Consider the following 24,417-nt stretch of genomic DNA (forward strand, 5'->3'; position numbering starts at 1 on the left):
GGGTGCTCCCGACCACCCCGCGGCCCCGGTGGGCTGGGCCCGGGGCCCCGGTGGGCGGCCCCGGCGGGGGAGCGCGCGGTCCCGGGACGGCTCCGCCCCTCCGGGGGCACCGCGGCCCCCGGGACGGCCCCGCGCCCGTCCGGGGCGCCGGGCCGTCCCGTACGGGTCAGAGCACCGCGCTCAGGAACTCCCGGGTCCGGTTGTGCTCCGGCTCGCTGAAGATCTTCTCCGGCGGGCCCGCCTCGATGACCCGGCCCGAGTCGAACATCAGGACCTGGTCCGAGATGTCCCGGGCGAAGTTCATCTCGTGGGTCACGCACAGCATGGTGATGTCGGTGCTGCGCGCGATGTCCCGCAGCAGGTCCAGAACACCCGCGACCAGCTCGGGGTCGAGCGCCGAGGTCACCTCGTCCAGCAGCAGCACCTTGGGCCGCATCGCCAGCGCCCGGGCGATGGCCACCCGCTGCTGCTGGCCGCCGGAGAGCTGGGCCGGGCGGGCGTCGCACTTGTCGGCCAGGCCCACCATCTCCAGCAGCCCCCGGGCACGCTCCACCGCCTCGTCCCGGGACATGCCCAGCACGGTGACCGGCGCCTCGGTGATGTTCCGCAGCACGCTCATGTTCGGGAACAGGTTGAACTGCTGGAAGACCATGCCGATCCGCTTGCGGACCTCGCGCCGCTGCTTCTCGCCGGCCGGGTGCAGCAACTGCCCGTCGACGGTGATCGTGCCCTCGTCGGGCTTGAGCAGGGTCATCAGCAGCCGCAGGATCGTCGTCTTGCCCGAGCCGGACGGGCCGATCAGGGTGACGTGCCGGCCCGCGTCGACGGAGAAGTCCAGGTGGTCGAGGACGGTGTTGTCGCCGAACCGCTTGGTCACCCCCTCCAGCCGGATCAGCTCGCCGGAACGGCGCTCGGGACTCTTCTCGGGGTGGGGGAGGGTGTCAGTGGGCAAGGCGTCGCTCCAGGGCTCGCAGGGCAAGGGAGGCCAGGTAGGAGACGATGACGAAGGCCACGCCGATCACCGTCAGGGGCTCGGTGAACTGGAAGTTCTGCTGCGAGAACAGCCGTGCCTCGCCGAGCATCTCCAGCACCGTGATCGCCATCAGCAGGGGCGTGTCCTTCAGCATCGAGATCACGTAGTTGCCGAGGGCGGGCACCACCCGGCGGACGGCCTGCGGCAGGATCACCGCGGTCCACGTCCGGGCGAGCGGCAGGTTCAGCGCCGTCGCGGCCTCCCACTGGCCGACGGGCACCCCCTCGATCCCGGCCCGGTAGACCTGCATCGTGTAGGTCGAGTAGTGCAGACCGATGCCGACCACGCCCGTGGTCAGCGCGGAGAACGTCAGTCCCCACTCGGGCAGCACGTAGAACAGGAAGAAGAGCTGCACCAGCAGCGGCGTGTTGCGGACGAACTCCGTGACCACGCCGACCGGCCAGGTCACCCAGCGGGACGGCACCCGCGTCAGCAGCGCCCACACCAGGCCCAGCGCGAAGGAGATCAGCGACCCCAGGACGAGGATCCGCAGGGTGACCAGCAGTCCGTCCCAGAAGTGCGGCATGAACTCCGAGACCGCGTTCCAGTCCCAGGTCATCGGACACCCCCGGCCCCGGCCGGCTCGGCGGCGGGGGCGGGCCCGCTCCCGGACGCCGTCCTGCCGACACCCGCCTTCAGCCGCTTCTCCAGACCGCGCATCCCCCGCGTCAGCAGGAACGCGATCACGAAGTAGAGCAGCAGGACGTACGTGTAGATCTCCGCGCTCTCCTGGAGCGCCAGGCGCACCAGGTTGCCGCTGAACGCCAGGTCACCCATGCCCATGATCGACACCAGGGCGGTGCCCTTGAGCAGCTCCACCAGCAGGTTGGAGAAGGGCGGGATCATCTCCGGCACCGCCTGCGGCAGCAGGATCAGCCTCATCCGCTGCCACGGCGTGAAGCTCAGCGCGATGCCGCCCTCCCGCTGCGCCGGATCGACCGCGCCGAGCGCGCCGCGCACGATCTCCGAGCCGTACGCCCCGTAGGTCAGGCCCAGCGCCAGCGTGCCCGCCCACATCGGGACGAGCTGCCAGCCGAAGGCCGGGGGGAGCACGAAGAACACCCAGAAGATCATCACCAGCGCGGAGGTGCCGCGGAACACCTCGGTGTAGAAGCCCGCGAGGAAGCGGACGATCCACAGCCGGTGGGTGCGCGCGACGCCCGCCACGAAGGAGACGGCCGTCGCCAGCAGCGCGCTGAAGAAGAGGAGCTGGACCGTGACCCAGACCCCCCGCCATACGAGTTCCCAGAGTCCCGAAGTCATCCGCCGCACAACTCCTTCGCGGTCAGATCGGTCATCTCGTCCTCGGTGAACCCGAACGGCCGCAGGATCCGGAGCAGTTCACCGCTCCGCTTGAGCTTGCGCAGCTCGCCGTTGAAGGCGTCCCGGAGGTTGGTCTCCGTCGGCCGGAAGGCGAAGCCGCCCCCGTCGACGTGCGGTTCGCCGTCGACGAGCGGCTTGAACGCCTCCGTCGCCTCGGCCTTCCGGGACTTCCTGACCACCTCGCGGGTGGTCAGCGCCGTCCCCGCGAAGACGTCCACGCGCCCGGCCTCGACGGCGTTGAGGCCGGCCACCTGGTCGGGGACGATCAGGATGTCGTCCTCCTCGTACCCGGCCTCCACCGCGTACGCGATCTCGGCGTAGCCGGTGCCGGTGGCGAACCGGGCCTTCTTCTCCACGACGTCCCGGTAGTCGTGCAGACCGAGCGGATTGCCCTTGCGCACGATGAAGGAGTCGAGCATCTGGTAGTCGGGGTCCGAGAAGATCACCTGCGCGCACCGGTCCGGGTTGATGTACATCCCGGCCGCGACGACGTCGAACTGCTGCGAGGCGAGCCCCGGTATGAGGGAGCCGAACTCTGTCGGCACCGGCTGCACTCGGTCGACCCCGAGGCGCTTGAAGACGACCTCGGCGAGCTTCGGCGCCTCGCCGGTCAGCTCACCGTTCCGGTCGATGTACCCGAAGGGGATCTCGCCCGCGATGCCGAGCCGGGCGACCCCCTGGGCCCGCAGGCGGCCGAGCAGGTCGCCCCCCTCCACGTTCGACGCGGAGGCCACCCGGGAGCAGCCGGCCGCCCCCAGCGCGCCGAGCGCCGCCGCCCCCGCGAGCAGCGTCCGGCGGGCGGGTCCCGGACTCGTTGGTTCTCGGACGGGTATTCCCCATGGCGGGGTTCTGTGTGGTGGAGCCATGGGCGCGCAGCTACCCGGAGCCGAACGGGTTATGCCGGTTCTTTCCGGTCCGGTGCTGAGGCCCGGCCCGCATACGGGGCATCTCGGCCGACCCGGGGACGGAGTGGGGCGCGGTCGCGCCGACGGGGTACCCGTCCCATGGGACCGCGCCGGGGCACCGGCCCCGCGGGACGCGGACGAGAGCGGAAGGGCGGACATGACAGCACTGGGATTCCTGTACCCGGGCCACCTCGGCGAGGACGACTATCCGCGGATGGAGCAGTTGCTGGGCGGCGATGTCCGGGTGGACCTGGTGCACACCGACATCGACCAGGACGCCCACGAGGTCGACGCCCTGCGGGAGCTGGGCACCCCCGAGCGGATCACGGCCGGTGTGGAGGAGCTGCGCCTGTCCGGCGCCGACGCGGTGGTGTGGGCCTGCACCAGCGGCGGCTTCGTGCACGGCTGGCAGGGCGCGCGGGAGCAGGTGCGCGCCCTCGCCCGCGCGGCCGGGATGCCGGCCTCCTCCACCTCCTTCGCCTTCGCCCACGCGGCCCGGGAGATCGGCGCCCCCCGGGTCGCCGTCGGCGCGCCCTACACCGACGACGTGGCGGAGCTGTTCGCGGACTTCCTGCGCGCCGGGGGCCTGGACGTGACGTCCGTCGCCGCGTTCGGCCCGCTCACCGAAGCCGGGGCCGCGGCGGGCGACTGGGGCGCCGAGCGGATCACGGAGATGGCGCGGGCCGCCGACCACCCCGAGGCCGACGCGGTCCTGCTGCCGGACAACGCCCTGCCCACGGTGGCGCACATCCCGGAGCTGGAGAAGGAGCTGGGCAAGCCCGTGCTCACCGCCAACCAGGTGGCCGTCTGGGAGGCCCTGCGCCTGTCCGACCGCCGGGTCAACGCCCCCCGGCTGGGCGCCCTCTTCACCCGCGAGCCGCTCGTCCAGGCCTGAGCCGCCGCCGTCTCCCGGCCGGGGGCCGGTTGCGTGCCGGGGGCGGGAGGTCGGCCGGGCCGCGGCGGGGAGGTCGGCCGGGCCGTGCTCGTGGAGCGGGGGTGCCGGGGCCGGGCGGGCGCCGTCCCCGCGCGACGGCGCGCCGAGGCGCGCCCCGGGCGCGCGGCGCGGCGCCGGACCCCTGGACCGGGGAGGGAGCGCACCCCGCATATTGTCCGGAAAACGCGCGGCGTACGCCGGTGGTATCACTGCGGAAACGGAGCCCGGTCGAGCCCCCGGGCGCACGCTCCCCAGATCCCGAGCGCCCTGCCACCACCCCAGCCGGGAGCACCCTCGGGACCCCGAGGGCGGCCTCCCCCGCCCTCCCGGTGCCGGGGGACGGTACCGCGCCGGTGGCCGGGCTCCGTACCGACGGCGCCCGGCACCGGTGCGAAGCCCGTCGGCCGCCGGTACGCGCCGCGCCCCGCGCCCCCTGCCCGGCCATCCCGGCCGCGCACCCGCGGTCACCCCGCGCCCGCGGTCACCCCGCGCCCGCGGTCACCCCGCGCCCGCGGTCACCCCGAGCCCGCGGTCACCCCGAGCCCGCGGCCCGTCGGGAATATCCCGGCCCGCGCCCCCGTTGCCCGCGCAGTGTCCGCCGTACCACCCGCCGTACCCACAGGAGGCATCCCGTCATGGCCGCAGACGCCGCAGAGGAGATCCGGGGCACCGCCCACGGCACCGCGCCGGTCCCCCTCTCCGTGCTGGACCTGGTGACCGTCGGCGCCGGGTACACCGCGAGCGACGCCCTGCGCACCAGCGTCCGCATCGCGCGCCTCGCGGAGTCCCGGGGCTTCCACCGCTACTGGGTGGCGGAGCACCACTCCATGCCCGGCGTCGCCTCCTCCTCCCCGGCGGTGATCCTCGCCCACCTCGCCGCCCACACCGACCGGATCCGGCTCGGCTCGGGCGGCGTCATGCTGCCCAACCACGCCCCCCTGGTGATCGCCGAGCAGTTCGGGACGCTGGAGGCCATGGCCCCGGGCCGGATCGACCTCGGCCTCGGCCGGGCGCCCGGCACGGACGGCGCCACCGCCGCCGCGCTGCGCCGCACGGAGCGGCTCCACGAGGGCGCCGACGACTTCCCCCAGCAGCTCGCGGAGCTGATCCGGTTCCTGGACGACCGGTTCCCCGACGGGCACCCCTACGGCCGCATCCACGCCGTCCCCGGCCCCGTCCAGGCGACCTCCCCCGGGGGCGTCCAGTCCCCGCACCGGCCGCCGGTCTGGCTGCTGGGGTCGTCCGGATTCAGCGCCCGGCTGGCCGGCACCCTGGGGCTGCCGTTCGCCTTCGCCCACCACTTCTCCGCCCAGAACACCGTCCCGGCGCTGGACCTGTACCGCGAGTCCTTCCGCCCGTCCGCCGTCCTGGACGCCCCCCACACCCTGATCGGCGTCTCCGCGCTGGCCGCCGACGACGAGCGGGAGGCCCGCCGCCAGGTGCTCGCCGCCGCGCTGAACATGGTCCGGCTGCGCACCGGCCGCCCCGGACTGGTGCCCACGCCCGAGGAGGCGGAGGCGTACGACTTCAGCCCGGTGGAGCGGGACTTCGTCACGTCCTGGAACGCCAACGTGGTGCACGGCACCCCCGACGAGGTGCGCGCCGGACTGGACCTCCTCCAGAAGCGCACCGGCGCCGACGAGCTGATGCTCACCGCCAACGCGCACGGCCCGGGCGTGCGGCTGCGCTCCTACGAGCTGATCGCCGACGCCTACGGCTTGCCGACGCCGGCCTGAACCCCGGCCGCGCCCGGCCCGGCGGCGGCCAGCAGCGCGGAGATCCGGTCCGGCGCCACCGGGCGGGAGTACAGCCAGCCCTGCCCGGTGTCGCAGCCGATGCGGCGCAGCCGCGACGCCTGGTCCGAGGTCTCCACGCACTCGGCGGTGACCGTCAGGCCCAGACGGTGGGCGAGCTGGACCATGGCCTCGACGATCACCTCGTCGGCCGGGCTCGCCGCGCGGGCGGTGCCGTCGGCCGGGCCGCCGCCCGCCCCGGCGCCGTCGTACTGGAAGCCCCGTACGAAGGCGCCGTCCAGCTTCAGGGCCGACACCGGCAGCCGGCTGAGGTAGGCGAGGTTCGAGTAGCCGGTGCCGAAGTCGTCGATGGCGATCTGCACGCCCATGTCGCTGAGCGCCTTCAGCACCTGGAGCGGCCGGCCGGCCGAGCCCATCACCGCGGACTCGGTCAGCTCCAGTTGCAGCAGCCCGGGGGCGAGGCCGGTCTCCTCCAGGGTCGCGGCCACGTCCGCCACCAGGTCCGAGTCCCACACCTGGCGGACGGCCACATTGACGCTGACGAAGATCGGCGGTTCGCCGGGATGCGCCAGCTGCCAGCGGCGCGCCTGTGAGCAGGCGGTACGCAGGATCCAGCGGCCCAGGGGAACGATTGAGCCGTCCTCCTCCGCCAGTGCGATGAACCGATTCGGCGCCAGGACGCCGAACTGGGGGTGGTTCCAGCGGATCAGCGCCTCCACCCCCCGGACCCGGCCGTCCTCCATGCCCACCAGCGGCTGGTACTCCAGGGCGAACTCGCCCCGGTCGATGGCCGGACGCAGGGTGGCGGCCAGCGCCTGCCGGGTCATCCGGTGGGCGTTGCGCTCGGGGTCGAAGAGGGTCCAGCGGGCCCGCCCGTCGGCCTTGGCCCAGTACAGGGTGGTGTCGGCGGCCTGCATCAGCGCGGTCGCCGTGGTCCCGGCCGTGTGGCGCTCGACGACGCCGACGGAGGCGGTGACCGAGAGCCGCCGGTCGCGGATCTCGAACGGCTCCTGGAGCGCGGCCAGCACGCTCTCCGCGAGGTCCGCGAGCTGCTCGGTGCCGGTGGAGTCCGCCACCAGCAGCGCGAACTCGTCACCGCCGAGCCGGGCCACCAGGGGGGCGCCGGAGCGGGCGTGGGCGGCCTGCTCGGCGCAGCGCGCGAGCCGTTCGGCGACGGCGGCCAGCAGCCGGTCCCCGACCCGGTGGCCCAGGGTGTCGTTGACCGCCTTGAAGCCGTCCAGGTCCAGGTAGCACAGGCCGATCCGGCCGGTGCCGCCGTGCTCGTAGCCGTCGTTCTCCAGCGCGGCCGTGAGGCGTTCGAAGAACAGCGCGCGGTTGGGCAGCCGGGTCACCGGGTCGTGCATCTGGAGGTGGCGCAGCCGGGCCTGCAGCTCGCGCCGGGCGCTGATGTCCGCGACCGAGAGCAGCAGCCCGGGCGCCTCGCCGGACGGGGCCAGCGGCGAGAGCGTCACCTGCGCCCACAGCGCGTGGCCGTCCGCCCGCTTCAGCCGCCGGGTGCAGCGCATCCGGGAGCGGTCGCCGCGCAGCACCTCGCGGTAGGCGTGCCAGGTGCCGGCGTCGGAGGCCAGGTCGACGAGGTCGGCGGCGGCCCGCCCGGGCAGGTCCGCCGGGTCGGTGCCGAGCAGGGCGCCCAGGGTGTCGTTGGCGCTGACCACCAGGCCGTCGGGGTCGACGACGGCCATGGCGAGCGGAGCGGTGGCGAAGACGGAACGGTACGGCGCGGTGCCCGCGCAGGGCTGCGGCACCGACGGCCGCGGGCCCCCGGGCACCGCGGCGCCCGGGGGCTCCGCGCCCGCTCCGGGCTCCGCGCGTCCCGTGGTGTCCGTACTCGTAGCCAGATCCACGTCACTGTCTGTGACGGCTGTGGCGACTGACCGGTAGAGGTCTGCCGCGGGCGCCGGCCCTTCGGACGTTCCGCTCACCGCTCGCTCCCGCAGTGCCTCGATCTCTGTCCGTATCTGTCCGTGCAGGAAAGTGTGCCGATCATAGAGGCTGGCCTTCCGGCCTTCCAGCCGCCGTACCGCCCCGAAAGCCGGGTGATCTTCACCGCGGACCGTTTGTGTCCGTGCGTGGACTGCCGCTTTGCGCCTCCGACCAGTTGTGACGATCCGTGAGTGCAATCGGGTGACGCTCCGTGCGGGCACCGGAGGGATGACGACTCGCTCACCCGTCCGGTTCAGGCGAACAGGGCGCGATATGACAAATATGCACAAGCTGGGTGCGGTGTTCCCGCGAGCCGCATCCGGAGGTCCCCGTGCCCCGCCAGCGTCCCCTGAGGCGACCCGTCCGTGAGGCCCCCGGGGCGCCCGGCGCGGGCCGCCGCCCGGCCGGTCCGGGAGTGTTCGGGCCCCGGCTGCGCGGGACGACCGCGGTGTGCACCACCCTCTCGGCGGTCGCCGCGACCTGCCTGATCACCGTCCCCGCGGAGGCCCGGCCGTTCTCCCCGGACCCCTGCGCGCTGGCGCGGACCGCCGCCCACCACTCGGAGGGGGTGGCGACCTGGAACTCCGCCTATCCGCGGCCCACGCGCGCCCTGGACGCGGTGATGGTCTTCCTCTCCTTCCCGGACTCCCAGCCGCTGACCACGCCCGCGGAACTGGCCGCCGACCACTTCCCGGCCACCACCGGCTTCTTCCGCCGCGCCTCCTACGGCAGGTTCACCCTCCGTCCGCACCCGTTGCGGCACTGGGTGTCGATGCCCCGCCCCTCCACTGCCTACGCCATACGGCGCGACTGGAGCCCCGGGCACCGCTCCGCCTATCTGCGCGACGCGCTGGCGGCGGCCGACCCGCACGTGGACTTCCGCCGCTACGGCGTCGTCTACTTCGTGGCCGACCCGGACGCGCCCGGGGTCGACTCCGACGCGACGAAGGTCGTCAACCTGGACACCCCGCTGCGGGCCGACGGCACCGACATCCGGCGGGTGGTCACCGTGTTCGAGAACCATCCGCCGGACCGGCTGGTCCTGGCCCACGAGACCGGCCACGTCTTCGACCTGCCCGACCTGTACCGGCGCCCGGTCGACGCGGACGGTGACTGGGACACCCACGTCGGTGACTGGGACCTCATGGGCAGCCAGTTCGGGCTGGCCCCGGACCTCTTCGGCTGGCACAAGTGGAAGCTGGGCTGGCTGGAGCCCCGGCAGGTGGCCTGCGTCCGCGGCACCGGGCCGGTCCGGCTCACCCTGGAGCCGCTGGGCGCGGGGCCCGGCGTGCCGGTGGCGGGTGCCGCGGGGGCGCCGTCGTTCGGGCTGGGCCGGGGGACCAAGCTGGCGGTGGTGCGCACCGGGGCGGACACGGCGCTGGCCTTCGAGGCGCGCGGTCCGGTGGGCGACGACGCGGCGGCCTGCCGGGCGGGGGTGCTGGTCTACCGGGTGCGCGGGGGCACGGAGTCCGGCGCGGGGCCCGTCCGGGTGATCGACGCCCATCCGCGCACCGAGGCGTGCGGGCGGGACTCGGTCTACCCGCCGCTGGCGGACGCGCCGGTCGGTCTCGGGGAGAGCTTCACGGTGCCCGGCGACGGTGTGCGGGTGGAGGTGCAGGGGCGGACCCCGTCGGGCGCCTGGACGGTGAGCATCACCCCGGGGGCGGGAGCGCCGGGGCGGGGGTGAGGCGGGGGAAGGGGCGGCGGACCCGGGTGGCGGGGCGCGGTGGCGGTGCGGGCCGCGGGTGGGGCGAGGCGCCGTACCGGGTGCCGGTCGGGGACCAGGCCCCGTGCCGGGCGCGGAACGCGTCCCCGGAGGCAGGGCCTGACATGCGGAAGGGCGTTCCCGGAGACCGGGAACGCCCTTCGTCAGTCAATCCTGGCTTTCGCCGGTGCGCCGCCAGGGACTCGAACCCCGGACCCGCTGATTAAGAGTCAGCTGCTCTAACCAACTGAGCTAGCGGCGCCTGCTGACGTCGTAGACCTTAGCACCCTGGTCGGCGGGAGGAAAAATCGAAATCCGCACCACCGCCCGGGCCGCCCGCACGGCCGCCCAGAGCAGGATCTCGGGGCCCGGCAGCCACGGCCGCCGGGTGTCCGGGGCGACCAGCCAGCGGTCCCCGGGGTGGTCGGTCCCGGCCTCCGGCGCCGGAACGGTCACCGTGTCGCCCACGCCGTGGCAGAGCAGCGGCGGGACCCCGCCGGTGCGGCCGCGCTCCCGGCCGCGCGTGCCCCACTCCTCCCACTCCAGCAGCGACGGCAGCCGCTGGGCCGTGCCGGGGGCGGCGAACACCAGCAGCCGCCCGCGCACCTCGGCCACCGGCCCCGAGCCCGGCCCCTCCTCCCACATCCGGTCCAGCATCCGGCGGCCGAACAGCGTGGGGGTGCTCACCACGTCGAAGACCGGGCCGCAGGGCAGGGCGACCGGGACCGAGGGCCGTTCCTGCCACGAGGCGAGGGCGCGCCGGGCGCGGGGGTCCGCCGAGGCCAGCCAGGCGGCGCCGTCCGAGGTGAGGTCCGAGGCGTTCCGTGTGCTGCTCATGCCGCCCAGGTCTACCGTCGGTAAGCAAACCGTTTCACCGTGTTGCGGGAATCCGGGACAGGCGGCGCGGGGGAGGGGTATCGTGCCCGCCTGGCATATGCCCTGGTGGTACGGCACGGGGCACGGGGCACGGCGTGGGGTCCGCCGCGCGGCCGGGTGACGGGGCCGGGGCGAGCGGGCGGTGCCGGGGGTCTCGGCCGACGGGCGCTCCGTCGGGGCCACGGAGACGCCGGGGTCACGGAGACCGAGGGGCCGGAGCCGAGGCGGGCCGACGCGGCGGTCGGGCCGCGGAGACCGTGGAGCCGTAGGGCGTGGGCCGGGCCGCCGGCCGCCGGGTCAGACCGGGCCGACGAGTCCCGGGCCGCCGCGCTCCGCCCCGCTCAGCAGGTCGCGGCCGAACTCGACCATCTTCTTGGCGTAGTCCTCGGTCCAGTCGGCCCGGTCCGCGATCTCCGCCGCCGTCAGCCGGTCGAACCGCCGGGGGTCCGCGAGCTGCGCGGCGGCCATCGCCTGGAACTCCACCGCCCGGTCCGCCGCCGCCCGGAAGGCCCGGGTCAGCTCAGTGGACCGGTCCAGCAGGGCGCGGGGGTCCTCCATGGACTCCAGGTCGAAGAAGTGCTCGGGGTCGGCGGCGGCCTCCGCGGGCTCGAAGAGCAGGGGCGCGGGGCGCAGCCGCCGTTCGTTCCGGTGCGGCGCGGGCTCCGCCATGGTGTCGCCTCCTGGCTGGGCCGTTCACGACCCGTCGGGGAAAAGGTCCACCGTCCATTCTCCCGCGCCCGCGCAAGAGCACGGAAACCTTTCACCCCACCCGCGCGCGTCCGCCCGCCCCCGCGTCCCGTCCCCGCGCCCCGCCCGCCGCCCCGCCCGGCTCCGGGCCGCACGGGGGACGCGTCCCGTGCCCGGCAGGGGCGGCCCGGCCCGCCTTTGGTCAGATCCGCTCCCGGTCAGGCCCGCTCCCGGTCAGGCCCGCTCCCGGTCAGATCCGCTCCCGGTCAGGGCCGCCGTCGGTCAGGGCCGCCAGGACACCCGGTGCTCCGCCAGATGGGAGAGGACCGAGTGGTTGGCCTCCCAGCCGTCGGGGAACTTCACCAGCGTCCCGAGCTGCACCGGTTCCGTCGACGGGTAGTCGTCCAGCAGGGCGTCCACCCCCGCGCGGCACACCACGACGCAGGCGTGCCGGTGGCGCGAGGCCAGCACACAGAGCCGCCCCGTCTCCAGATGGAACGCGGTGGCGTCGGGGCGGCCGGACAGCGGGTGCAGCACGACCGTCACGTCGTACTCGCGGCCCTGGAGCCGGTTGGCCGTGTCGACCGTGACGTCCCGCACCCCGAGCCCGGCCAGCGCCTCCCGCACGGCCGCCGCCTGGTCGCGGTGGGCGGTGCCGACGGCGACGCGCGCGGCGGTCAGGGGCACCGGCTCCGGTCCCCGCTCCGACACCGCCGCCCCGCCCCGCTCCAGCAGCCGCCGGACCACCTCCGCCACCGCCCCCACCGCCTCCGGGTCGGTGCGCGGGGTGTGCCGGGCGGGCAGCTCCAGCAGGCCCCAGCCCGAGGCCGCCGCCTCGTCGATCACCCGGTCGGGGCCCGAGCCGTCCGACGGCACGGCGAAGGACAGCCGCCGGTCCCCGGGGCCGGTGCCGCTGCGGAACGGCGTGTACGGGTAGAAGGCCTCCGAGACCAGCGGCGCCGCCGACGCGGGCAGCCGCCACGACACCGGCAGCCGGTGCTGCGGCAGGGACGGGTTGTGGGCGAGCAGGGTGCTGACCGCGGAGGCGGAGGGATCGTGCGACAGGCCCGCCCACTGCTCACCGCCCACCGTCGAGAACGGGTCGAGCTGGCCCGGGTCGCCCACGAACAGCGCCCGCTCGAACAGCCCGGCCACCGCCAGCAGCGCGTCCGAGCGCATCTGGTACGCCTCGTCGACGATCGCGTGCGACCACGGCTCGTCCACCCCGACGTGCGCCCACTTGGCCGCCGTCGACAGCACCACCGGCACGCCCGCGAGCTGGTCCGCCTTCGCCGACGTCCGCACGTTCGGCAGGGCGTCCAGCGCCCGGTCGTACGGGTCGGCGTCGCTGCTGTGCAGACGGCCCACCGGCAGCTCCGGGGCCTTCTCGGCCAGCCGCAGCACCAGATCGTCGACCTGCGCGTTGGTCTGCGCCACCACCATCAGCGGGCGGCCCGCCTCCGCCAGCTCCAGCGCGGCCCGCACCACCAGCGTGGACTTCCCGGCACCGGGCGGGGAGTCCACGACGACCCCGCGCTCCGTGCCGCCCAGGGTGTCGGCGAGGATCGCGGCGGTGGCCCGGGCGGCCTCCGCGCCCGGGTCGAAGGCGGCCCGCGGGCGGACGTCCTCGGCGGTCACAGCGGATCCTCCCCGGTCCGGTGCTCGGCGGTCACAGCAGATCCTCCTCGGTCCGGTCGTCGGCGGGCTCCGGCAGGAGCGCGCCCAGCGCCTCGGGCGGCCCGCCGTGGGTCCACGGAGTGTGCTCCGGGTCGGGCAGCTTTGCCCCGCCCCGCTGCTCGTGCTCGAAGAGCGTGAAGGTGACGGCGTCGCCCTTCCCGGGCACCGATCCCGCCTCCGGCTCCCGGCCGCGCCCCATCTTGTCCACGATCCGCAGCACCACGCCGCCGTCCTCGTCCCGCCCCGCGAACTCGGCCGCCTGCGGGCGCCCGCCCAGCGACCGGTACACCTTCACCCGCTCGGCCAGATGGGGCAGGTCCTCGGTCCGGACGGTGACCAGCGGGCGCGGGGCGGGCCGCTTCCCCTCGCTGTACGCCATGACCACATCGGTGACCTCCCCGGCGAACGCGTCCCCGGCCAGCCGCCGCCCCGCCATCACCAGCGGGTCGTCCAGCGCCTCCTGTGCGTCCAGCCGGGCCTGCTCCCGCTCGCGGGTGGCCAGCTTGTTCGCCGCCGTCACCGCGTCGTCGCGGCGCGGCTGCGGCGGCTCCCCGGCGAGGACCCGGTCCCGGTGCGCGGTGAACGACCAGCGGTCGCGGGTCCACCGCTCCTCCGTCCGCGCCCCGGCGGGCAGCTCCCGCAGCAGGTCCAGGCCCCGCCACACCGCGTCCCAGGTGGGCCGGGTGCGGCTCTCCACCAGCTCCCGGATCTCCCGCTCGGCGGCGGTGAGCGCGCCCATCCGGTCGTCCGCCTCCAGACCGTCCTCGGCGGCGGCGAACGCGGTGCGGGCGCGGTCGTAGCGCTCGATGGCGGGGGCGAGCAGATCGTTGTCGAAGGCCGGGTCGGTGGCCGGACCGGCGGGCGGGCACAGCAACTGGCCCCGGTCGTCCCGGGCCAGCTCCGCGCGCAGGGCCGCCGCCGCGCCGGAGGGCGCGTCCCCGGGCGGGGCGATCCAGGCGAGCAGCTTCCCGAGGTGCTGGTCCTCCGGCGAGGACTGCCCCGTCGCCCAGTGCCTGCCCAGCAGATCGGTCATGGCCAGCAGCAGCGACGAGCCCGGCACCCGCGCCCGCTCCCCGTAGTGGGTCAGCCACCGGCCGAGCAGCGGAACCCTCGGCGGCGCCGGATGCGGGGTGTCCGGGTCCTCCTCCGCCGTGCGCCGGAACCGCATGGCCCGGCCCAGCAGCCGCACGAACTCCAGGCCCGCCCGGCTCGGCACGATCACCTGCGCGGCGTCCGCGCACAGCTCGACCTCGACCTTGACCCGGCGGCCCGTCTCCGGGTCCGTCCCCGTCCGCTCGGCGGCCTCGACCGCCTCCGCGCACGCCTCGATGTGCGGCAGCACCAGATCCGCCAGATCGGCGAGGAAGGCGAACCGCAGGTCCCGGTCCCGGGGCTGCGGCACGACCAGCAGCCGCGGCGCCTCCCGGTCGGTGCCGACCAGCGCCCCCAGCGGGGCGCCCGCCTCACCGGCGGTGGTCAGCGGCACGAACACCAGGGGGCGCTCGGACAGATGCCGGTGGCGGACGGTCGCGGCCGGCTGGGCGAGCCCGGTGCGCACGGCCTCCAGCCGGGCCAGCGTGGTGATCAGCGACATGCCGCCCCCAGGGCCTCCGCGCGCAGCCGCGCCGCGCGGCGCAGCGCCGCCACCGCGGGATCACCGGCGTCCCCCAACTCGCCGCGCGCGGCGGCGAGCACCTCCGCCACCCGGGTCAGCCCGCCCAGCTCGGCGCGGACCGGGCGGCCGAGCGCGGTCACCGCGTCGGCCTCCCGGGCACGGGCCCGGCAGTGGAAGGCCAGCTCGCACGCGGACAGGCACTCCGGCGCGTACGACGCGGGCACCGCCTCGACGGCGGCGGCTAGTTCCTCCGCCGGAAGCGCGGGGGAGAAGCAGACGCCCTCGGGCAGCGCGTCGGCGATCTCCTCGATCCGGGTGAGCCGGTCGAGCTGGCGGGCGGTCACCGCGCGCTGCCTGCGCACGTCGACGGCGGAGGCGGTGGGCAGGTTGGTGAAGTCCTTGGGGCACACCAGCAGCACCCGGTGGCGCACCCGCGGCGCCGGGTCCAGCCGGGCCGCGATCCGCTCCAGGGCCAGCACGTAGACCGCCGCCTGCCGGGCTGCCGCGCCGACCTTCGCCGGGTCCGCCGAACCGTCCAGCATCGGGAAGGACTTGATCTCGACGACCGACCAGCCGCCGTCGGGGTGCACCACCACCGCGTCCGGCTCCAGGAAGGCGGGGGAGCCCGCCACGTCGAGCGCGACCATCGGGTGGTCCAGCAGGGCCCAGCCGCCCGCCGCGGTGGCCTCCCGCAGGGTCAGCGCCGTACGGGCCGCGCGGCCCTCGGGGCCGGTCGCCGACAGGTCGGGCACCCGCGCCCCCGCGGGCGGCTCGGCGCCCGGGTCCAGCCGCTCGTGCACCAGCCGCAGCAGCTCCGCGCCGCCGTCCGCCTTGACCCGGGCCTCGAAGGCGTTGCCGCGCATGAAGGCGAACTGGGACATGCCGAAGACCGAGGGCGCGCCCAGCGCGCTCGCGAGCGACGCCTTGTCCACCCCCGCGCCGTCGAGGATCGCGCGGCGCCCGCACCCGGGGTTGGCGGCGAGGGCGGCCAGGGCGCGGGCGTCCAGCGCCTTGGCGGGGACATCGGGACCGCGCAGCTCAGCGAGCCGGTGCCGGAGCCCCGTCGTCCGCGTCCGAGGGGGAGGCGTCCGGCCCGGCTCCCGCCGCGACCCGCTGCTCGCGCTGCCGTGGAAATCGCTCACCCGCGGAAGTCTGGCATCCGCCACTGACAATCGGGGACACCACGCCGCCCGGACCGCCCGCGGCCGGTGCGGCGGCGGGCGCGAGCCGCGCCGTGACGGAGGCGGGCAGCCGGGCGGCGAGCCGGGCCCGGGCCCGGTCCGCGCCGCGCATCGCCAGCGGTGTCAGCAGCAGTCCCGCGCCCATCACGGCGGCCCCGGCCACCGCGTCCAGGAGGTAGTGGTTCGCGGTGCCCATCACCACGATGGTGGTCACCAGCGGATAGACGACGCCCGCCACCCGTGCCGTGCGGGTGCGCCCGTGCCGCCAGAGCAGCACGCCGCACCAGAGGGCCCAGCCCACGTGCAGGCTCGGCATGGCCGCGTACTGGTTGGTCATCCCGCCCAGTCCGCGCGGCGCGCTCGCCTCGCCGCCCCACCAGCCGTACGAGCTGTACTGCGCCATGGTGTCGACGAAGCCGTGGCCCGCGTCCAGCAGCCGGGGAGGGCAGGTGGGCAGCAGGGTGAAGCCGATCAGGCCGATGAACGTGGAGACCATCAGCCAGGTGCGGGCCGCCCGGTAGCGCACGGTGTGCGAGCGGAACAGCCAGACCAGCACCGCCGGGGTGACCACGTAGTGCAGCGAGGCGTACCAGAAGTCGGCCGGCACCCCGATCCAGGGCTCGCGGGTGAACAGCCGGTTCAGCGGGTGCTCGGCGTTGAGGAACAGCGCCTTCTCGATGTCCAGGATCGCCAGGCCGTGGTCCACGGCGTCGGAGATGTCGCCGCGCACCAGGAGACGGCCGGCCGAGTAGCAGGCGTACACCAGGGCGATCAGCGGCAGTTCGGTCCACCAGCGCGGACGGGTCCGCGGGGTCGCCCCAGTACCCGGTGTCTCGGTATGAGGCAATCCGATCGCCCTCCCCTTCCGTTCTCCCACGCGTCCTTGCGCGGACACGGGCGTGCCACTCTACGGCCTTCGCGCACCCCCTCACCGGGTGGCCCCGGCCCTGATAGACGCCGGTATCGCCCCCCGGGTTGCGTGCCCGGGGCGTGCGCGATGATGGAGGGGTTCCCGCCTCGTATTCCTCCCGGAGGGTCCCTTCCCATGGCACCGCGCATCCTGCTGGCCCGGCACGGACAGACCGAGTGGTCGCTGTCCGGCAAGCACACCGGCAGGACCGATGTGCCCCTCCTGGAGGAGGGCCGCCGGGGCGCCGGGCTGCTGGGGGAGCGGCTGCACCGGGCGCCGCTGGACGGACTGCCCGGCGTCGAGGTGCGCACCAGCCCCCTCTCCCGCGCGCGGGAGACCTGCGACCTGGCGGGCTTCGGCGAACGCGCCGCCAACTGGGACGCGCTCCTGGAGTGGCACTACGGGGAGTACGAGGGGCTGAAACCGGAGGAGATCCAGGCGCTCCGGCCGGGCTGGCTGATCTGGCGGGACGGCGTCCCCGGCGGCGAGAGCCCGGCCGAGGTGTCCGCCCGCGCGGACGAGGTCGTCGCCTGGGCCCGGGAGGCGGACCGGGACGTGCTGGTCTTCGCGCACGGCCACATCCTGCGCGCCATAGGCGCCCGCTGGCTCGGCCTCCCCGTCGACTTCGCCGCCCGCATCCGCCTCAACCCGACCTCCCTGTCGGTCCTGGGCTGGGCCTACGGCGACCCGGCCATCGAGGCGTGGAACGACCTGGGGCACCTGGCGGGGTAGGGCGCGCGAGGCGGGGCCCCGGTCCGCGTCGTCCTTCCGGTGGCGGGACACCGAGGCTTCCCGTACAGGGGGCGACGGCCAGGAGCAGTCCTTCGGGCCCGCACACCACTCCCTCTCCTCTCCGGCGGGCGCGGAACCAGGCTCCCTTCGGTCGGCGGTGAGATGAGCGGGATCGCCACGCCGACGACGAGAGGCCCTGTCTCGTCATCACCCACTGACCGCAACTTCATCCGCCGGCACGGGATGAAAGAAGTCAGGTGCGATCGGCTACGGACAACCGCTTGCTCTCAGCCTGCCTCGACCGAGTCGGACCGCGTCGTCACAACGTCTCCGGTAACGGCATCCAGCGTGATCACACGGATGGCGGGAGCACTCGTGGACTGTGAGGAGTCGTCGTCGGGAGGGCCGTCCTGGGCAACGCCGTCCTGGGAGGGGGCCGTGTCCGCGCCGGGTGGGCCGACACTCAGCATCCAGTACGGGTGCCAGCGGCCGATGCCGTCGGTGCGAGCCAGCAGTTCGCCGGAGTGGACTATGTCACCGGGGAACTTGTGCGTGGCGATGGCCTGAGCCTGTTGCCGGCCGATGCGTACCGAGGGCAGTTCGGGGTCGGGTATGTGACGTGCGGTGAATGAGGTGATCTTGAGATCGGGCCCGACCAGGACGTCCATCCGCATGGGCATCAGCACGCCGTTCTCACGAGAGCGCCAGGAGACCAGTTTCGAGGCTTGTCGAGGACCGGCAGCACTCACGTCGGTGTCCCCGGCGAGAGCCCAGGGAAAGTGGTCCCGCACGAATGCGGTGCCGGCCCTCAGAGCAGCGTCGTCACTGACAGGTGCGGTACCGGGTCCGACGGCCGGGCTGATGGGCCGCAGCAGACCGGAGGTCACTTCGCGGGAGGGCCACTCGATGTCGAGTACCCCGCGGTCGGTGTTGGCCGAGATCCGTCCGGGACCTCCTGCCGGCCCGGGGAAGAACTGCACCGACGTGGCTCGGGCCTGCTCACCAAGGAAATCGGTGATTGCCCTCCGGGCGGTCTCCCGCTGTTCGGGGGAAGCGGCGTTCGCCGATGCCACCTCAGCCATCACGAAGGTGACGGTGAAGGCACTGATCAGGCCGAGTACGGCGATTCCGGAAGCGAAACCGATGAGGGAACGGCGCACCTGATGCCTGCTGATGAGGATGACGGTGTCCCGTCCGCCACGGGTCGCTTCCCAGTGCAGCCCGGCGCCCACGATCAGGGCACCGGCAAAGGCGCCGAGGCTGTTGGTCCACAGGTCGGTGCTGTCACAGGCGCGCCCCATACCCGGCGTAAGCGCCTGCACCACCTCGATGGTGGCCGAGAGAGCGACACAGGTCAACGCGACCGGAATCGGACGTCGTGTCAGCCAGGTTGCCAGGGCGGCCAAAGGAATGAAGAGGAGGACATTCAGCAACCCTTGGGCGGTGAACGTTTCCGTGGCGATACTACGTTCGATGAAACACGTTGCCGAGGCGGGCGCGTCCGGAGAAATGGGATAGAGTGTGGCGCTCACGACAGCCGCGAGCGCGGCACCCGTCAGAGCGCAAGGGATTCCGGGCTTCCCGAGACGGCGCCCCAGGAAATAGGACATCAGAGCCGCAATCATGGAGAGGGTGACGGCAGTCACCAGCATTCCTTGATTGCCATTGAATACTGCCTGAATCATGCGGTCGTTTCCTGGGCTCGCGCGGGAGGATCGGTGCAGGTGCGGGGCCCGCTCGTGAGCGGGCCCCGCGTTCAGCGTTTCAGCACTGGGTGACCGGCGCGTTGTTGAAGGTCTGCTGACCCTGAACTTCCATCCAGCCGATCACGGCGTTACAGCCGCTGAGGTTGTAGTTGGACCACTTGGTGCTCTTGGTCGTGCCCGACGACTGGGAGAACCACGATCCGGTGTGCGCGGTGCCGACGTGGGTCCATCCGAAGCGCGCGGTGATGGACCCGCCACCAGTCTTGTCGTACGCGTCCGTCACGTTCCAGGAAGAACCGGTGCCGCTGGTCAGCGAGGTCCACAGGACGCCGTTGCTCAGCTTCGTGCGGGATGTGCCGTAGTCGAAGTTACCGCCGGCTACCGCGGCCGGGGCGATGACCCCCATGCCGATGAGCACGGCTGCCGAAGTGGCGATGACGCGTCGGGCTGCGGTCATTTCCTGAACCTTCTTTCCGATGGATTTAGTGAAGATCATCTTCTCGGACATGAAGGAATCTAGCGGATTCGGTAAAGGGGGGTGCAGTGATTATGTCGAGATGTGGTCCAGTTCACACCGTGGAGTCGAAGATGTGCGACTTGACGCACTGTTGGCCATAAGTCTTTCTTAATCTCGACTTGAGGTGCCACCTTTTCCGATTTTCGCTCTGAAGTGTGTCCTCAATGGGTCTTGTCTCGTCGGAAGTAATAGACTAATGATCGCTCTGGTTGTGGGCCGGCCCTCGCCTCCCATCGGGGTGAACCCGTGGTGTCGATCCGCTTTTCAGGCGTTGATCCGAACCGGTGCGAGTTCCAGGGGCATGGCTGCGCGCGATCCGGGAGCTCGGCGTTCTTCGCGCCCGTCCTGGCCTCGCGGGTGCAGGGGCGGGCGATGCTGCGCATCGCGAACCCTGGCAGGTGGCCGACCTCGTCGTCCGGGCCGTGCGGGTACGCCGGACCCCGTGCCCGCGTGGGGGAGGCGTGGCAGGGCGGGTGGGGCACATGGATCGGTCCCCGCGTCCGCGGGCACCGGTCCCCGAGCGTCGGGGGACGCCTCCCCTCCCCGGCGCGGAGCGGCGGCCCGTACGGCGGTGGCCGGGCCGCCCGCGCGCCTCCGGCGTGACCACTCTCACGCCGTGCGGGGCAGCGCGGCGTGCCGGTCCAGGAAGGCCGAGACGCCCTGGACCCGGCGGTGCGGGAGCAGCACCCGCGCGGTGCCCGCCAGCATCCCGCGCACGCGGGAGGACTGGACCTCGCCCAGCAGGTCCAGGACCCGCATCCCGGCCCCCGCCGCCTCGTCGGGCCGCCCGCCCCGGGCCAGGTCGTCGGCCAGCTCGGCGGAGTACAGGGCGAGGTTGCGGGTGAAGTGCGGCTCCTGGAGCTCCGCCGCCCGCCGCGCGTGCCGGGCCGCCCGGGACCAGTCGCCCAGCGCGGACCAGCACTGCGCCTCCAGCCCCTCCAGCTCGGCCTCCCCGTAGAAGCTCATCCACTCCGGATCGGCCGCGGAGCTGCCCCGCCCGAACAGGGCCTGGGCGCGGATCAGCGCCTGCTCGCAGCCGACGCGGTCGGCCATCCCCGCCCAGCCGCCCGCCTCGCGCAGCGCCAGCAGCGACATCAGCCGGTCGGAGCCCAGCGCCCGCGCGACGCGCTGCGCGGCCTGCGCCGCCCGCACCGCCTCCCGGGGGCGGCCCGCGTCCCGGGCCAGGAACGCCGTGTTGCAGAAGGCGTGCGCCTCCACCCCCGCGTCGCCGCCCGTCCGCGCCGTGGCGAGCGCCTCCGCGTAGTGCGACCGGGCGTCCTCGAAGCGGCCCGAGTCATGGGCCAGCCAGCCCACCGAGAGGGCCAGTTCACCGGCGCCCGCGCAGAGCCGGTCGGCCGCCGCCCGCCGGGTCACGCCGGCGTCCAGCAGCGCGTACGCGGCGCGAAGCGGGGCCGCCGCACGCCGGTAGAGGCCGTCGGCCCCGTGCCGGTCGTCGAGCAGCCGGATGCGGCGGACGGCGTCCTCCACGGCGCCCGCGCCGTCCGTCCCGGGGCCGCCCGCGGTGCGGGGGGCCGCCGAGGCGTCCGGGGCGGCACCCAGGGGGGCCAGTGAGGCGGCCGCCATCGTGGCCCCGCCCGTCATGAATGCGCGACGCAGCACGTCGCTCTCCTCGTGGTCGTCGTGCGGTCCGTACGGTGCGTACGGCTCATGCGCCCCACCCGGCCCGCGCGGGGGGCGCGGGCGGCGGTCGGGGCATGCCGGGGGCGTCTCCTCGGCGGCGCGCGCCCTCCGCCCGCGGACGGACGAACGGGGCGCGAAGCCCAGGTCGGTGAGCGTGCGGCCGGGGAACATGTGCAGGAACACCCGTTCGTACGCGTAGTTGGGGCAGCGGATCTCGCCCGCCTCGACCCGCCCGACGTACCGCGCGTCGCAGCAGACCCGCTCGCCGATCTCGCGCGCGGCCCGCCGGACGGCCGCCGCGAACTCGGTGGGCGAGCGCCGCCCGCGCAGCCGCCGGAAGACGAGGTTGGGCCTCGGGGGCCGGTCGGGCCGTGCGGAGTCCGCCGCTGCGGTCGATGCCGTCGCCATGGCCGGGCCCTCTCGTGCGAACCGTCGAACCCCGCCGGGCCGGGGCGGGTCGCGCCGACTCCGCTCGCCGTCCCGTTCCCGGCGACCCCGAACGTACCGGTTGTGACGGAGTGGACACAGGGAGTTTGGTGACAAAGCGGAAATCGCCTCCACGATCCGCCATGAAGTGCCATCCTTTGCGGCCCACTTCGCCCGTAGCCGTTGACGCGCTCGCGCGTTGAACCCCGTGGCCCCGGGAGCCGGGGAGGCGGGGGAGGCCGAGGAGGATTCCGTGGGAGAGGCCGGGATGGAGAGCAGCCGGTTCGGTGCGTCCGGGAGCGTTGGCGCCGTGTGCGGGGCCGATCCCCGGTGCGAGGTGGTGTCCGTGCCGACCCGGCACGGACTGGAGGCGGTCGACATCCTCCGGCGGGGGGCCGGCGAGGGGATCGGCCCGGTCCTCCACGACGGCAGCGGCGACACCCTCGGCTTCCTGGTGCCGCCCGGTACGGCCGCCGCGTGGGACCTGCCGGGGAGCACCTGCGCGGAGACGGACGGCCGGGGCGCACGCCTCCCGCTCGCCCCGGAGCCGCCGGTGCGCGGCTCGGACTGGCTGCTGCCGCCCGCCGCCGCCGCGGACCCGGCGACCGACCCGGCCGTGCTGCGCGCCGCCCTGGGCGAGGCGGCCCGGCTGCTCGAAGTGGCGGACAGCTGCTGTTGATCCCACCGGGGGCGGAGGGTTCGGATGCGAGGCCCCGCGCGGGTCGGGTGGCGAGGCCCCGCGCGGGTCGGGGTGACTCGGTGCGGCTCAGGCCGGCCCGGCCCCGGGCTGGGCCGGAGCGGGACCCGTGCGGCCTGGCCCGGGGCGGTCTGGTCCGGCTCGGGAGGGTCCGGGCCCGGACTGGCGCGGTCCGCTGCGGCTCGGTGCGGCCCGGCGCGGGGGCCGGACTTCGTTCCGTCCGCCATCCGCGCCTCGCACTCGGGAGCGGGGCCGTCGGCTCGGCCCGGATTGGTGACCCGGCCCGGATCGGTCACCCGGTCCCGTCCGGCGCGACCCGGTCAGGTTCGGTCCCGCCCGGCGTGATCCGGTCCGGGCCGATCCGGCCGGGAGCCCGCCCCCGTTCCGTCCTCCGCCTCCGTTCCGCATCCGGGACCGGCGCGGCCCGTGCCGTACGGGCACGTCAGGGGGGCGCGCGGTGCGGTGCGCCCCGGGCGGGACCGGCGGACGTCCGCTTCGTGCCCGCCCGGATAATGGGGGGATGGGAAAGGCCAGGAACCCCCGCCGAGGGCGGGTCGCGGTGGAGTCCGTCGTCGAGGACGTCGACGGCGGCCGTGCCGAACTGGTGCCCGACCGGGAGCGGGCCAGGGCCTGGACGCTGCTGATCGACGGCGCCCCGCAGTCCCACGTCGACCTGGACGACCCCGCGCACCTCTCCTTCGAGTACCAGCGCCGCATGGGCCACGTCATCGACCTGGCAGCCCCGCCCGGCAGACCCGTCCACGCCGTCCATCTCGGCGGCGGCGCCCTCACCCTCGCCCGCTACACCGCCGCCACCCGTCCCCGCTCCACCCAGCAGGTCGTCGAACGCGACGCCGCCCTCGTCGCCCTGGTCCGCCGCGCCCTGCCGCTGGACCCCGGCGCCCGGATCCGCGTCCGCTCCACCGACGCCAGGGCCGGGCTGGCCAAGGCGGGCGACGGCTGGGCCGACCTCGTCGTCGCCGACGTGTTCAGCGGCGCCCGGACCCCGGCCCATCTGACGTCCACCGAGTTCCTCGACGAGGTCGCGCGCGTGCTCCGCCCCGGCGGGCTCTACGTTGCCAACCTCGCGGACGGGCCGCCGCTCGCCCATCTGCGCGGCCAGATCGCCACCGCCGCGGCCCGCTTCCCCGAACTGGCCCTGATCGCGGACCCCGCCGTGCTGCGCGGACGGCGCTTCGGCAACGCGGTCCTCGTCGCCGGCCACCGGCCCCTCCCGGTCGCCGAACTCACCCGCCGCGCGGCCTGCGATCCGCACCCCGGCCGGGTGGAGCACGGGCGCGCTCTCACCGACTTCACCGGCGGCGCGGCGCCCGTCACGGACGCCTCGGCCGTGGACTCACCGGCCCCGCCGCCGTCCGTCTTCGACCGGGCTCAGTAGGTCCCGATCTCCACCCGGGGCGCGCTGTCGTGCCAGGTGCAGAACACCGACACCCGCTGCTCGCCCGAGGCGAACTCGACCCTGATCCACTTCTCCGTCTTCCAGACCTGCATCGACCAGCCCGCCGCGGGCGTCGCCGACACCAGCGACGCCGACGACGGCCCCAGGTCGAACACCGCACGCCCGCCGTCGGTGTCGTAGCCCTTGACCCGCCCGGTCGCGGACGCCGAGGGAGAGGGCGAGGAGGACATGACGGCGGGACCGGAGGGCGGCTCGGTGCGCGAGGCCGCCTTGTCGGGCGTACCCACCGGCTCCTCCGGCGGCGGGGCCGCGTCGCCCGGGGGCGTGTGCGACGGCTCGGCGGCGGACGGCGTGGGAGTGCCGGTCGGGGTGACGGTGGGGGAGTGACCCCCGGCCCCCTCCGAGGCCGTGATCGGCAGGGTGCGCGGGGCGTCGTACGCGGTCCCCGCGAGCACCGTGCGGACACCCCACCAGGACAGCGTGACCGCCGCACCCGTGGCGAGCAGCCAGGCCAGTACGTGTACGAGTCCTCTGCGCATCGCGGCCATACTGCCTCACAGGTCACCGGCCTGTCGCCCCCTGTGCGGGGCTGTTCCCGGCCGTCCGCGCGGGCGGGGTGGAAGCCATCCCTCCGGCGGTGCGGAACGCAGAAGTCCGGGCGTGGAGGGAACGATTCCGGAGCCTTTGCGAGGGTCGTCGGGAGCCCCTCCGGGGCCTGATTCGCGTTCCGCGCG

The 24,417-nt window shown here is 74.7% G+C and carries 21 protein-coding genes and 1 tRNA gene; 6 read left to right on the forward strand and 16 right to left on the reverse strand.

What is annotated here, in order from left to right:
• Positions 1-166 precede the first annotated feature (166 nt).
• Genes GTY84_RS10050 through ehuB form a run of 4 tightly spaced genes read right to left on the reverse strand, consistent with a single transcriptional unit; the run spans position 167 to position 3,222 of the window.
• Complete coding sequence (locus GTY84_RS10050) at positions 167-952, reverse strand: amino acid ABC transporter ATP-binding protein (RefSeq protein ID WP_161225804.1); 786 nt, start codon at positions 950-952, stop codon at positions 167-169.
• Entirely contained in the window at positions 942-1,592 is a 651-nt protein-coding gene (gene ehuD / locus GTY84_RS10055) for an ectoine/hydroxyectoine ABC transporter permease subunit EhuD (protein WP_161225805.1), read from the reverse strand. The genes GTY84_RS10050 and ehuD overlap by 11 nt, the downstream gene beginning before the upstream one ends.
• Positions 1,589-2,296 carry an ectoine/hydroxyectoine ABC transporter permease subunit EhuC gene (gene ehuC / locus GTY84_RS10060; protein ID WP_237532160.1) on the reverse strand — a complete coding sequence of 236 codons (708 nt, stop codon included), beginning with the start codon at positions 2,294-2,296 and terminating at the stop codon, positions 1,589-1,591. The genes ehuD and ehuC overlap by 4 nt, the downstream gene beginning before the upstream one ends.
• Positions 2,293-3,222: an ectoine/hydroxyectoine ABC transporter substrate-binding protein EhuB gene (gene ehuB / locus GTY84_RS10065; protein WP_161225806.1), complete on the reverse strand. Its 930-nt coding sequence runs from the start codon at positions 3,220-3,222 to the stop codon at positions 2,293-2,295. The genes ehuC and ehuB overlap by 4 nt, the downstream gene beginning before the upstream one ends.
• 196 nt (positions 3,223-3,418) lie before the next feature.
• Here ehuB and GTY84_RS10070 point away from each other — a divergent pair, with 196 nt between their 5' ends.
• Complete coding sequence (locus tag GTY84_RS10070; RefSeq protein ID WP_161225807.1) at positions 3,419-4,156, forward strand: aspartate/glutamate racemase family protein; 738 nt, start codon at positions 3,419-3,421, stop codon at positions 4,154-4,156.
• 674 nt (positions 4,157-4,830) lie between these two features.
• Positions 4,831-5,931, forward strand: a complete 1,101-nt coding sequence (locus tag GTY84_RS10075; RefSeq protein ID WP_161225808.1) for an LLM class flavin-dependent oxidoreductase — start codon at positions 4,831-4,833, stop codon at positions 5,929-5,931.
• Here GTY84_RS10075 and GTY84_RS10080 read toward each other — a convergent pair.
• Positions 5,907-7,892 (reverse strand): EAL domain-containing protein, encoded by a 1,986-nt coding sequence (locus tag GTY84_RS10080; RefSeq protein WP_161225809.1) that lies wholly within the window; start codon positions 7,890-7,892, stop codon positions 5,907-5,909. The two genes, GTY84_RS10075 and GTY84_RS10080, sit on opposite strands and share 25 nt — an antisense overlap.
• Before the next feature lie 449 nt (positions 7,893-8,341).
• Here GTY84_RS10080 and GTY84_RS10085 point away from each other — a divergent pair, with 449 nt between their 5' ends.
• On the forward strand, positions 8,342-9,580 hold the full coding sequence (locus tag GTY84_RS10085; RefSeq protein WP_345943385.1) for a M6 family metalloprotease domain-containing protein: 1,239 nt from the start codon (positions 8,342-8,344) through the stop codon (positions 9,578-9,580).
• A 206-nt stretch (positions 9,581-9,786) separates the two neighbouring features.
• On the opposite strand, the gene GTY84_RS10090 is transcribed toward GTY84_RS10085, so the two are convergent.
• The 7 genes from GTY84_RS10090 to GTY84_RS10120 form a co-directional block, all read right to left on the reverse strand.
• Positions 9,787-9,860 (reverse strand) — tRNA-Lys (locus GTY84_RS10090).
• Positions 9,851-10,435, reverse strand: coding sequence for a hypothetical protein (locus GTY84_RS10095; RefSeq protein ID WP_161225811.1), 585 nt, complete (start codon positions 10,433-10,435; stop codon positions 9,851-9,853). Before GTY84_RS10095 ends, GTY84_RS10090 begins: the two co-directional genes overlap by 10 nt.
• 336 nt (positions 10,436-10,771) lie before the next feature.
• Entirely contained in the window at positions 10,772-11,143 is a 372-nt protein-coding gene (locus GTY84_RS10100) for a hypothetical protein (protein ID WP_161225812.1), read from the reverse strand.
• Positions 11,144-11,443: 300 nt separating this feature from the next.
• Positions 11,444-12,799: an AAA domain-containing protein gene (locus GTY84_RS10105; protein WP_161225813.1), complete on the reverse strand. Its 1,356-nt coding sequence runs from the start codon at positions 12,797-12,799 to the stop codon at positions 11,444-11,446.
• A gap of 31 nt (positions 12,800-12,830) precedes the next feature.
• Positions 12,831-14,432 (reverse strand): hypothetical protein, encoded by a 1,602-nt coding sequence (locus tag GTY84_RS10110; protein WP_161225814.1) that lies wholly within the window; start codon positions 14,430-14,432, stop codon positions 12,831-12,833.
• Positions 14,423-15,490, reverse strand: a complete 1,068-nt coding sequence (locus tag GTY84_RS10115) for a hypothetical protein (protein ID WP_161225968.1) — start codon at positions 15,488-15,490, stop codon at positions 14,423-14,425. The genes GTY84_RS10110 and GTY84_RS10115 overlap by 10 nt, the downstream gene beginning before the upstream one ends.
• Before the next feature lies 1 nt (position 15,491).
• Positions 15,492-16,481, reverse strand: coding sequence for a phosphatase PAP2 family protein (locus GTY84_RS10120; protein WP_161225815.1), 990 nt, complete (start codon positions 16,479-16,481; stop codon positions 15,492-15,494).
• A gap of 198 nt (positions 16,482-16,679) precedes the next feature.
• On the opposite strand from GTY84_RS10120, the gene GTY84_RS10125 reads away from it, so the two are divergent.
• Entirely contained in the window at positions 16,680-17,276 is a 597-nt protein-coding gene (locus GTY84_RS10125; RefSeq protein WP_161225816.1) for a histidine phosphatase family protein, read from the forward strand.
• 287 nt (positions 17,277-17,563) lie between these two features.
• Here the strand turns inward: GTY84_RS10125 and GTY84_RS10130 are convergent, their stop codons facing one another.
• The 3 genes from GTY84_RS10130 to GTY84_RS10140 form a co-directional block, all read right to left on the reverse strand.
• Positions 17,564-18,961 (reverse strand): VanZ family protein, encoded by a 1,398-nt coding sequence (locus GTY84_RS10130; RefSeq protein ID WP_161225817.1) that lies wholly within the window; start codon positions 18,959-18,961, stop codon positions 17,564-17,566.
• A 79-nt stretch (positions 18,962-19,040) separates the two neighbouring features.
• Complete coding sequence (locus tag GTY84_RS10135) at positions 19,041-19,490, reverse strand: hypothetical protein (RefSeq protein ID WP_161225818.1); 450 nt, start codon at positions 19,488-19,490, stop codon at positions 19,041-19,043.
• A 618-nt stretch (positions 19,491-20,108) separates the two neighbouring features.
• A complete protein-coding gene (locus GTY84_RS10140; protein ID WP_161225819.1) occupies positions 20,109-21,548 on the reverse strand; it encodes a hypothetical protein in 1,440 nt (479 codons plus the stop codon).
• 286 nt (positions 21,549-21,834) lie between these two features.
• Between GTY84_RS10140 and GTY84_RS10145 the strand changes: the two genes are divergently transcribed.
• Complete coding sequence (locus GTY84_RS10145; RefSeq protein WP_202550444.1) at positions 21,835-22,245, forward strand: hypothetical protein; 411 nt, start codon at positions 21,835-21,837, stop codon at positions 22,243-22,245.
• Between the two features lie 538 nt (positions 22,246-22,783).
• On the forward strand, positions 22,784-23,662 hold the full coding sequence (locus GTY84_RS10150; protein ID WP_161225820.1) for a fused MFS/spermidine synthase: 879 nt from the start codon (positions 22,784-22,786) through the stop codon (positions 23,660-23,662).
• Here GTY84_RS10150 and GTY84_RS10155 read toward each other — a convergent pair.
• Entirely contained in the window at positions 23,656-24,222 is a 567-nt protein-coding gene (locus GTY84_RS10155) for a hypothetical protein (RefSeq protein ID WP_161225821.1), read from the reverse strand. The genes GTY84_RS10150 and GTY84_RS10155 overlap by 7 nt on opposite strands.
• Between the last annotated feature and the right edge of the window lie 195 nt (positions 24,223-24,417).

This window comes from Streptomyces sp. SID8352, assembly GCF_009862265.1.
Classification (GTDB): Bacteria; Actinomycetota; Actinomycetes; order Streptomycetales; family Streptomycetaceae; genus Streptomyces.

Coding starts and splice junctions, on each gene's coding strand:
- GTY84_RS10125 (WP_161225816.1), top strand. CDS start 16,680: ATGGCACCGCGCATCCTGCTGGCCCGGCACGGACAGACCGAGTGGTCG.
- GTY84_RS10070 (WP_161225807.1), top strand. CDS start 3,419: ATGACAGCACTGGGATTCCTGTACCCGGGCCACCTCGGCGAGGACGAC.
- ehuB (WP_161225806.1), bottom strand. CDS start 3,222: ATGGCTCCACCACACAGAACCCCGCCATGGGGAATACCCGTCCGAGAA.
- GTY84_RS10110 (WP_161225814.1), bottom strand. CDS start 14,432: ATGTCGCTGATCACCACGCTGGCCCGGCTGGAGGCCGTGCGCACCGGG.
- GTY84_RS10155 (WP_161225821.1), bottom strand. CDS start 24,222: ATGCGCAGAGGACTCGTACACGTACTGGCCTGGCTGCTCGCCACGGGT.
- GTY84_RS10130 (WP_161225817.1), bottom strand. CDS start 18,961: ATGATTCAGGCAGTATTCAATGGCAATCAAGGAATGCTGGTGACTGCC.
- ehuD (WP_161225805.1), bottom strand. CDS start 1,592: ATGACCTGGGACTGGAACGCGGTCTCGGAGTTCATGCCGCACTTCTGG.
- ehuC (WP_237532160.1), bottom strand. CDS start 2,296: ATGACTTCGGGACTCTGGGAACTCGTATGGCGGGGGGTCTGGGTCACG.
- GTY84_RS10100 (WP_161225812.1), bottom strand. CDS start 11,143: ATGGCGGAGCCCGCGCCGCACCGGAACGAACGGCGGCTGCGCCCCGCG.
- GTY84_RS10145 (WP_202550444.1), top strand. CDS start 21,835: ATGGAGAGCAGCCGGTTCGGTGCGTCCGGGAGCGTTGGCGCCGTGTGC.
- GTY84_RS10150 (WP_161225820.1), top strand. CDS start 22,784: ATGGGAAAGGCCAGGAACCCCCGCCGAGGGCGGGTCGCGGTGGAGTCC.
- GTY84_RS10075 (WP_161225808.1), top strand. CDS start 4,831: ATGGCCGCAGACGCCGCAGAGGAGATCCGGGGCACCGCCCACGGCACC.
- GTY84_RS10140 (WP_161225819.1), bottom strand. CDS start 21,548: ATGGCGACGGCATCGACCGCAGCGGCGGACTCCGCACGGCCCGACCGG.
- GTY84_RS10135 (WP_161225818.1), bottom strand. CDS start 19,490: ATGTCCGAGAAGATGATCTTCACTAAATCCATCGGAAAGAAGGTTCAG.
- GTY84_RS10095 (WP_161225811.1), bottom strand. CDS start 10,435: ATGAGCAGCACACGGAACGCCTCGGACCTCACCTCGGACGGCGCCGCC.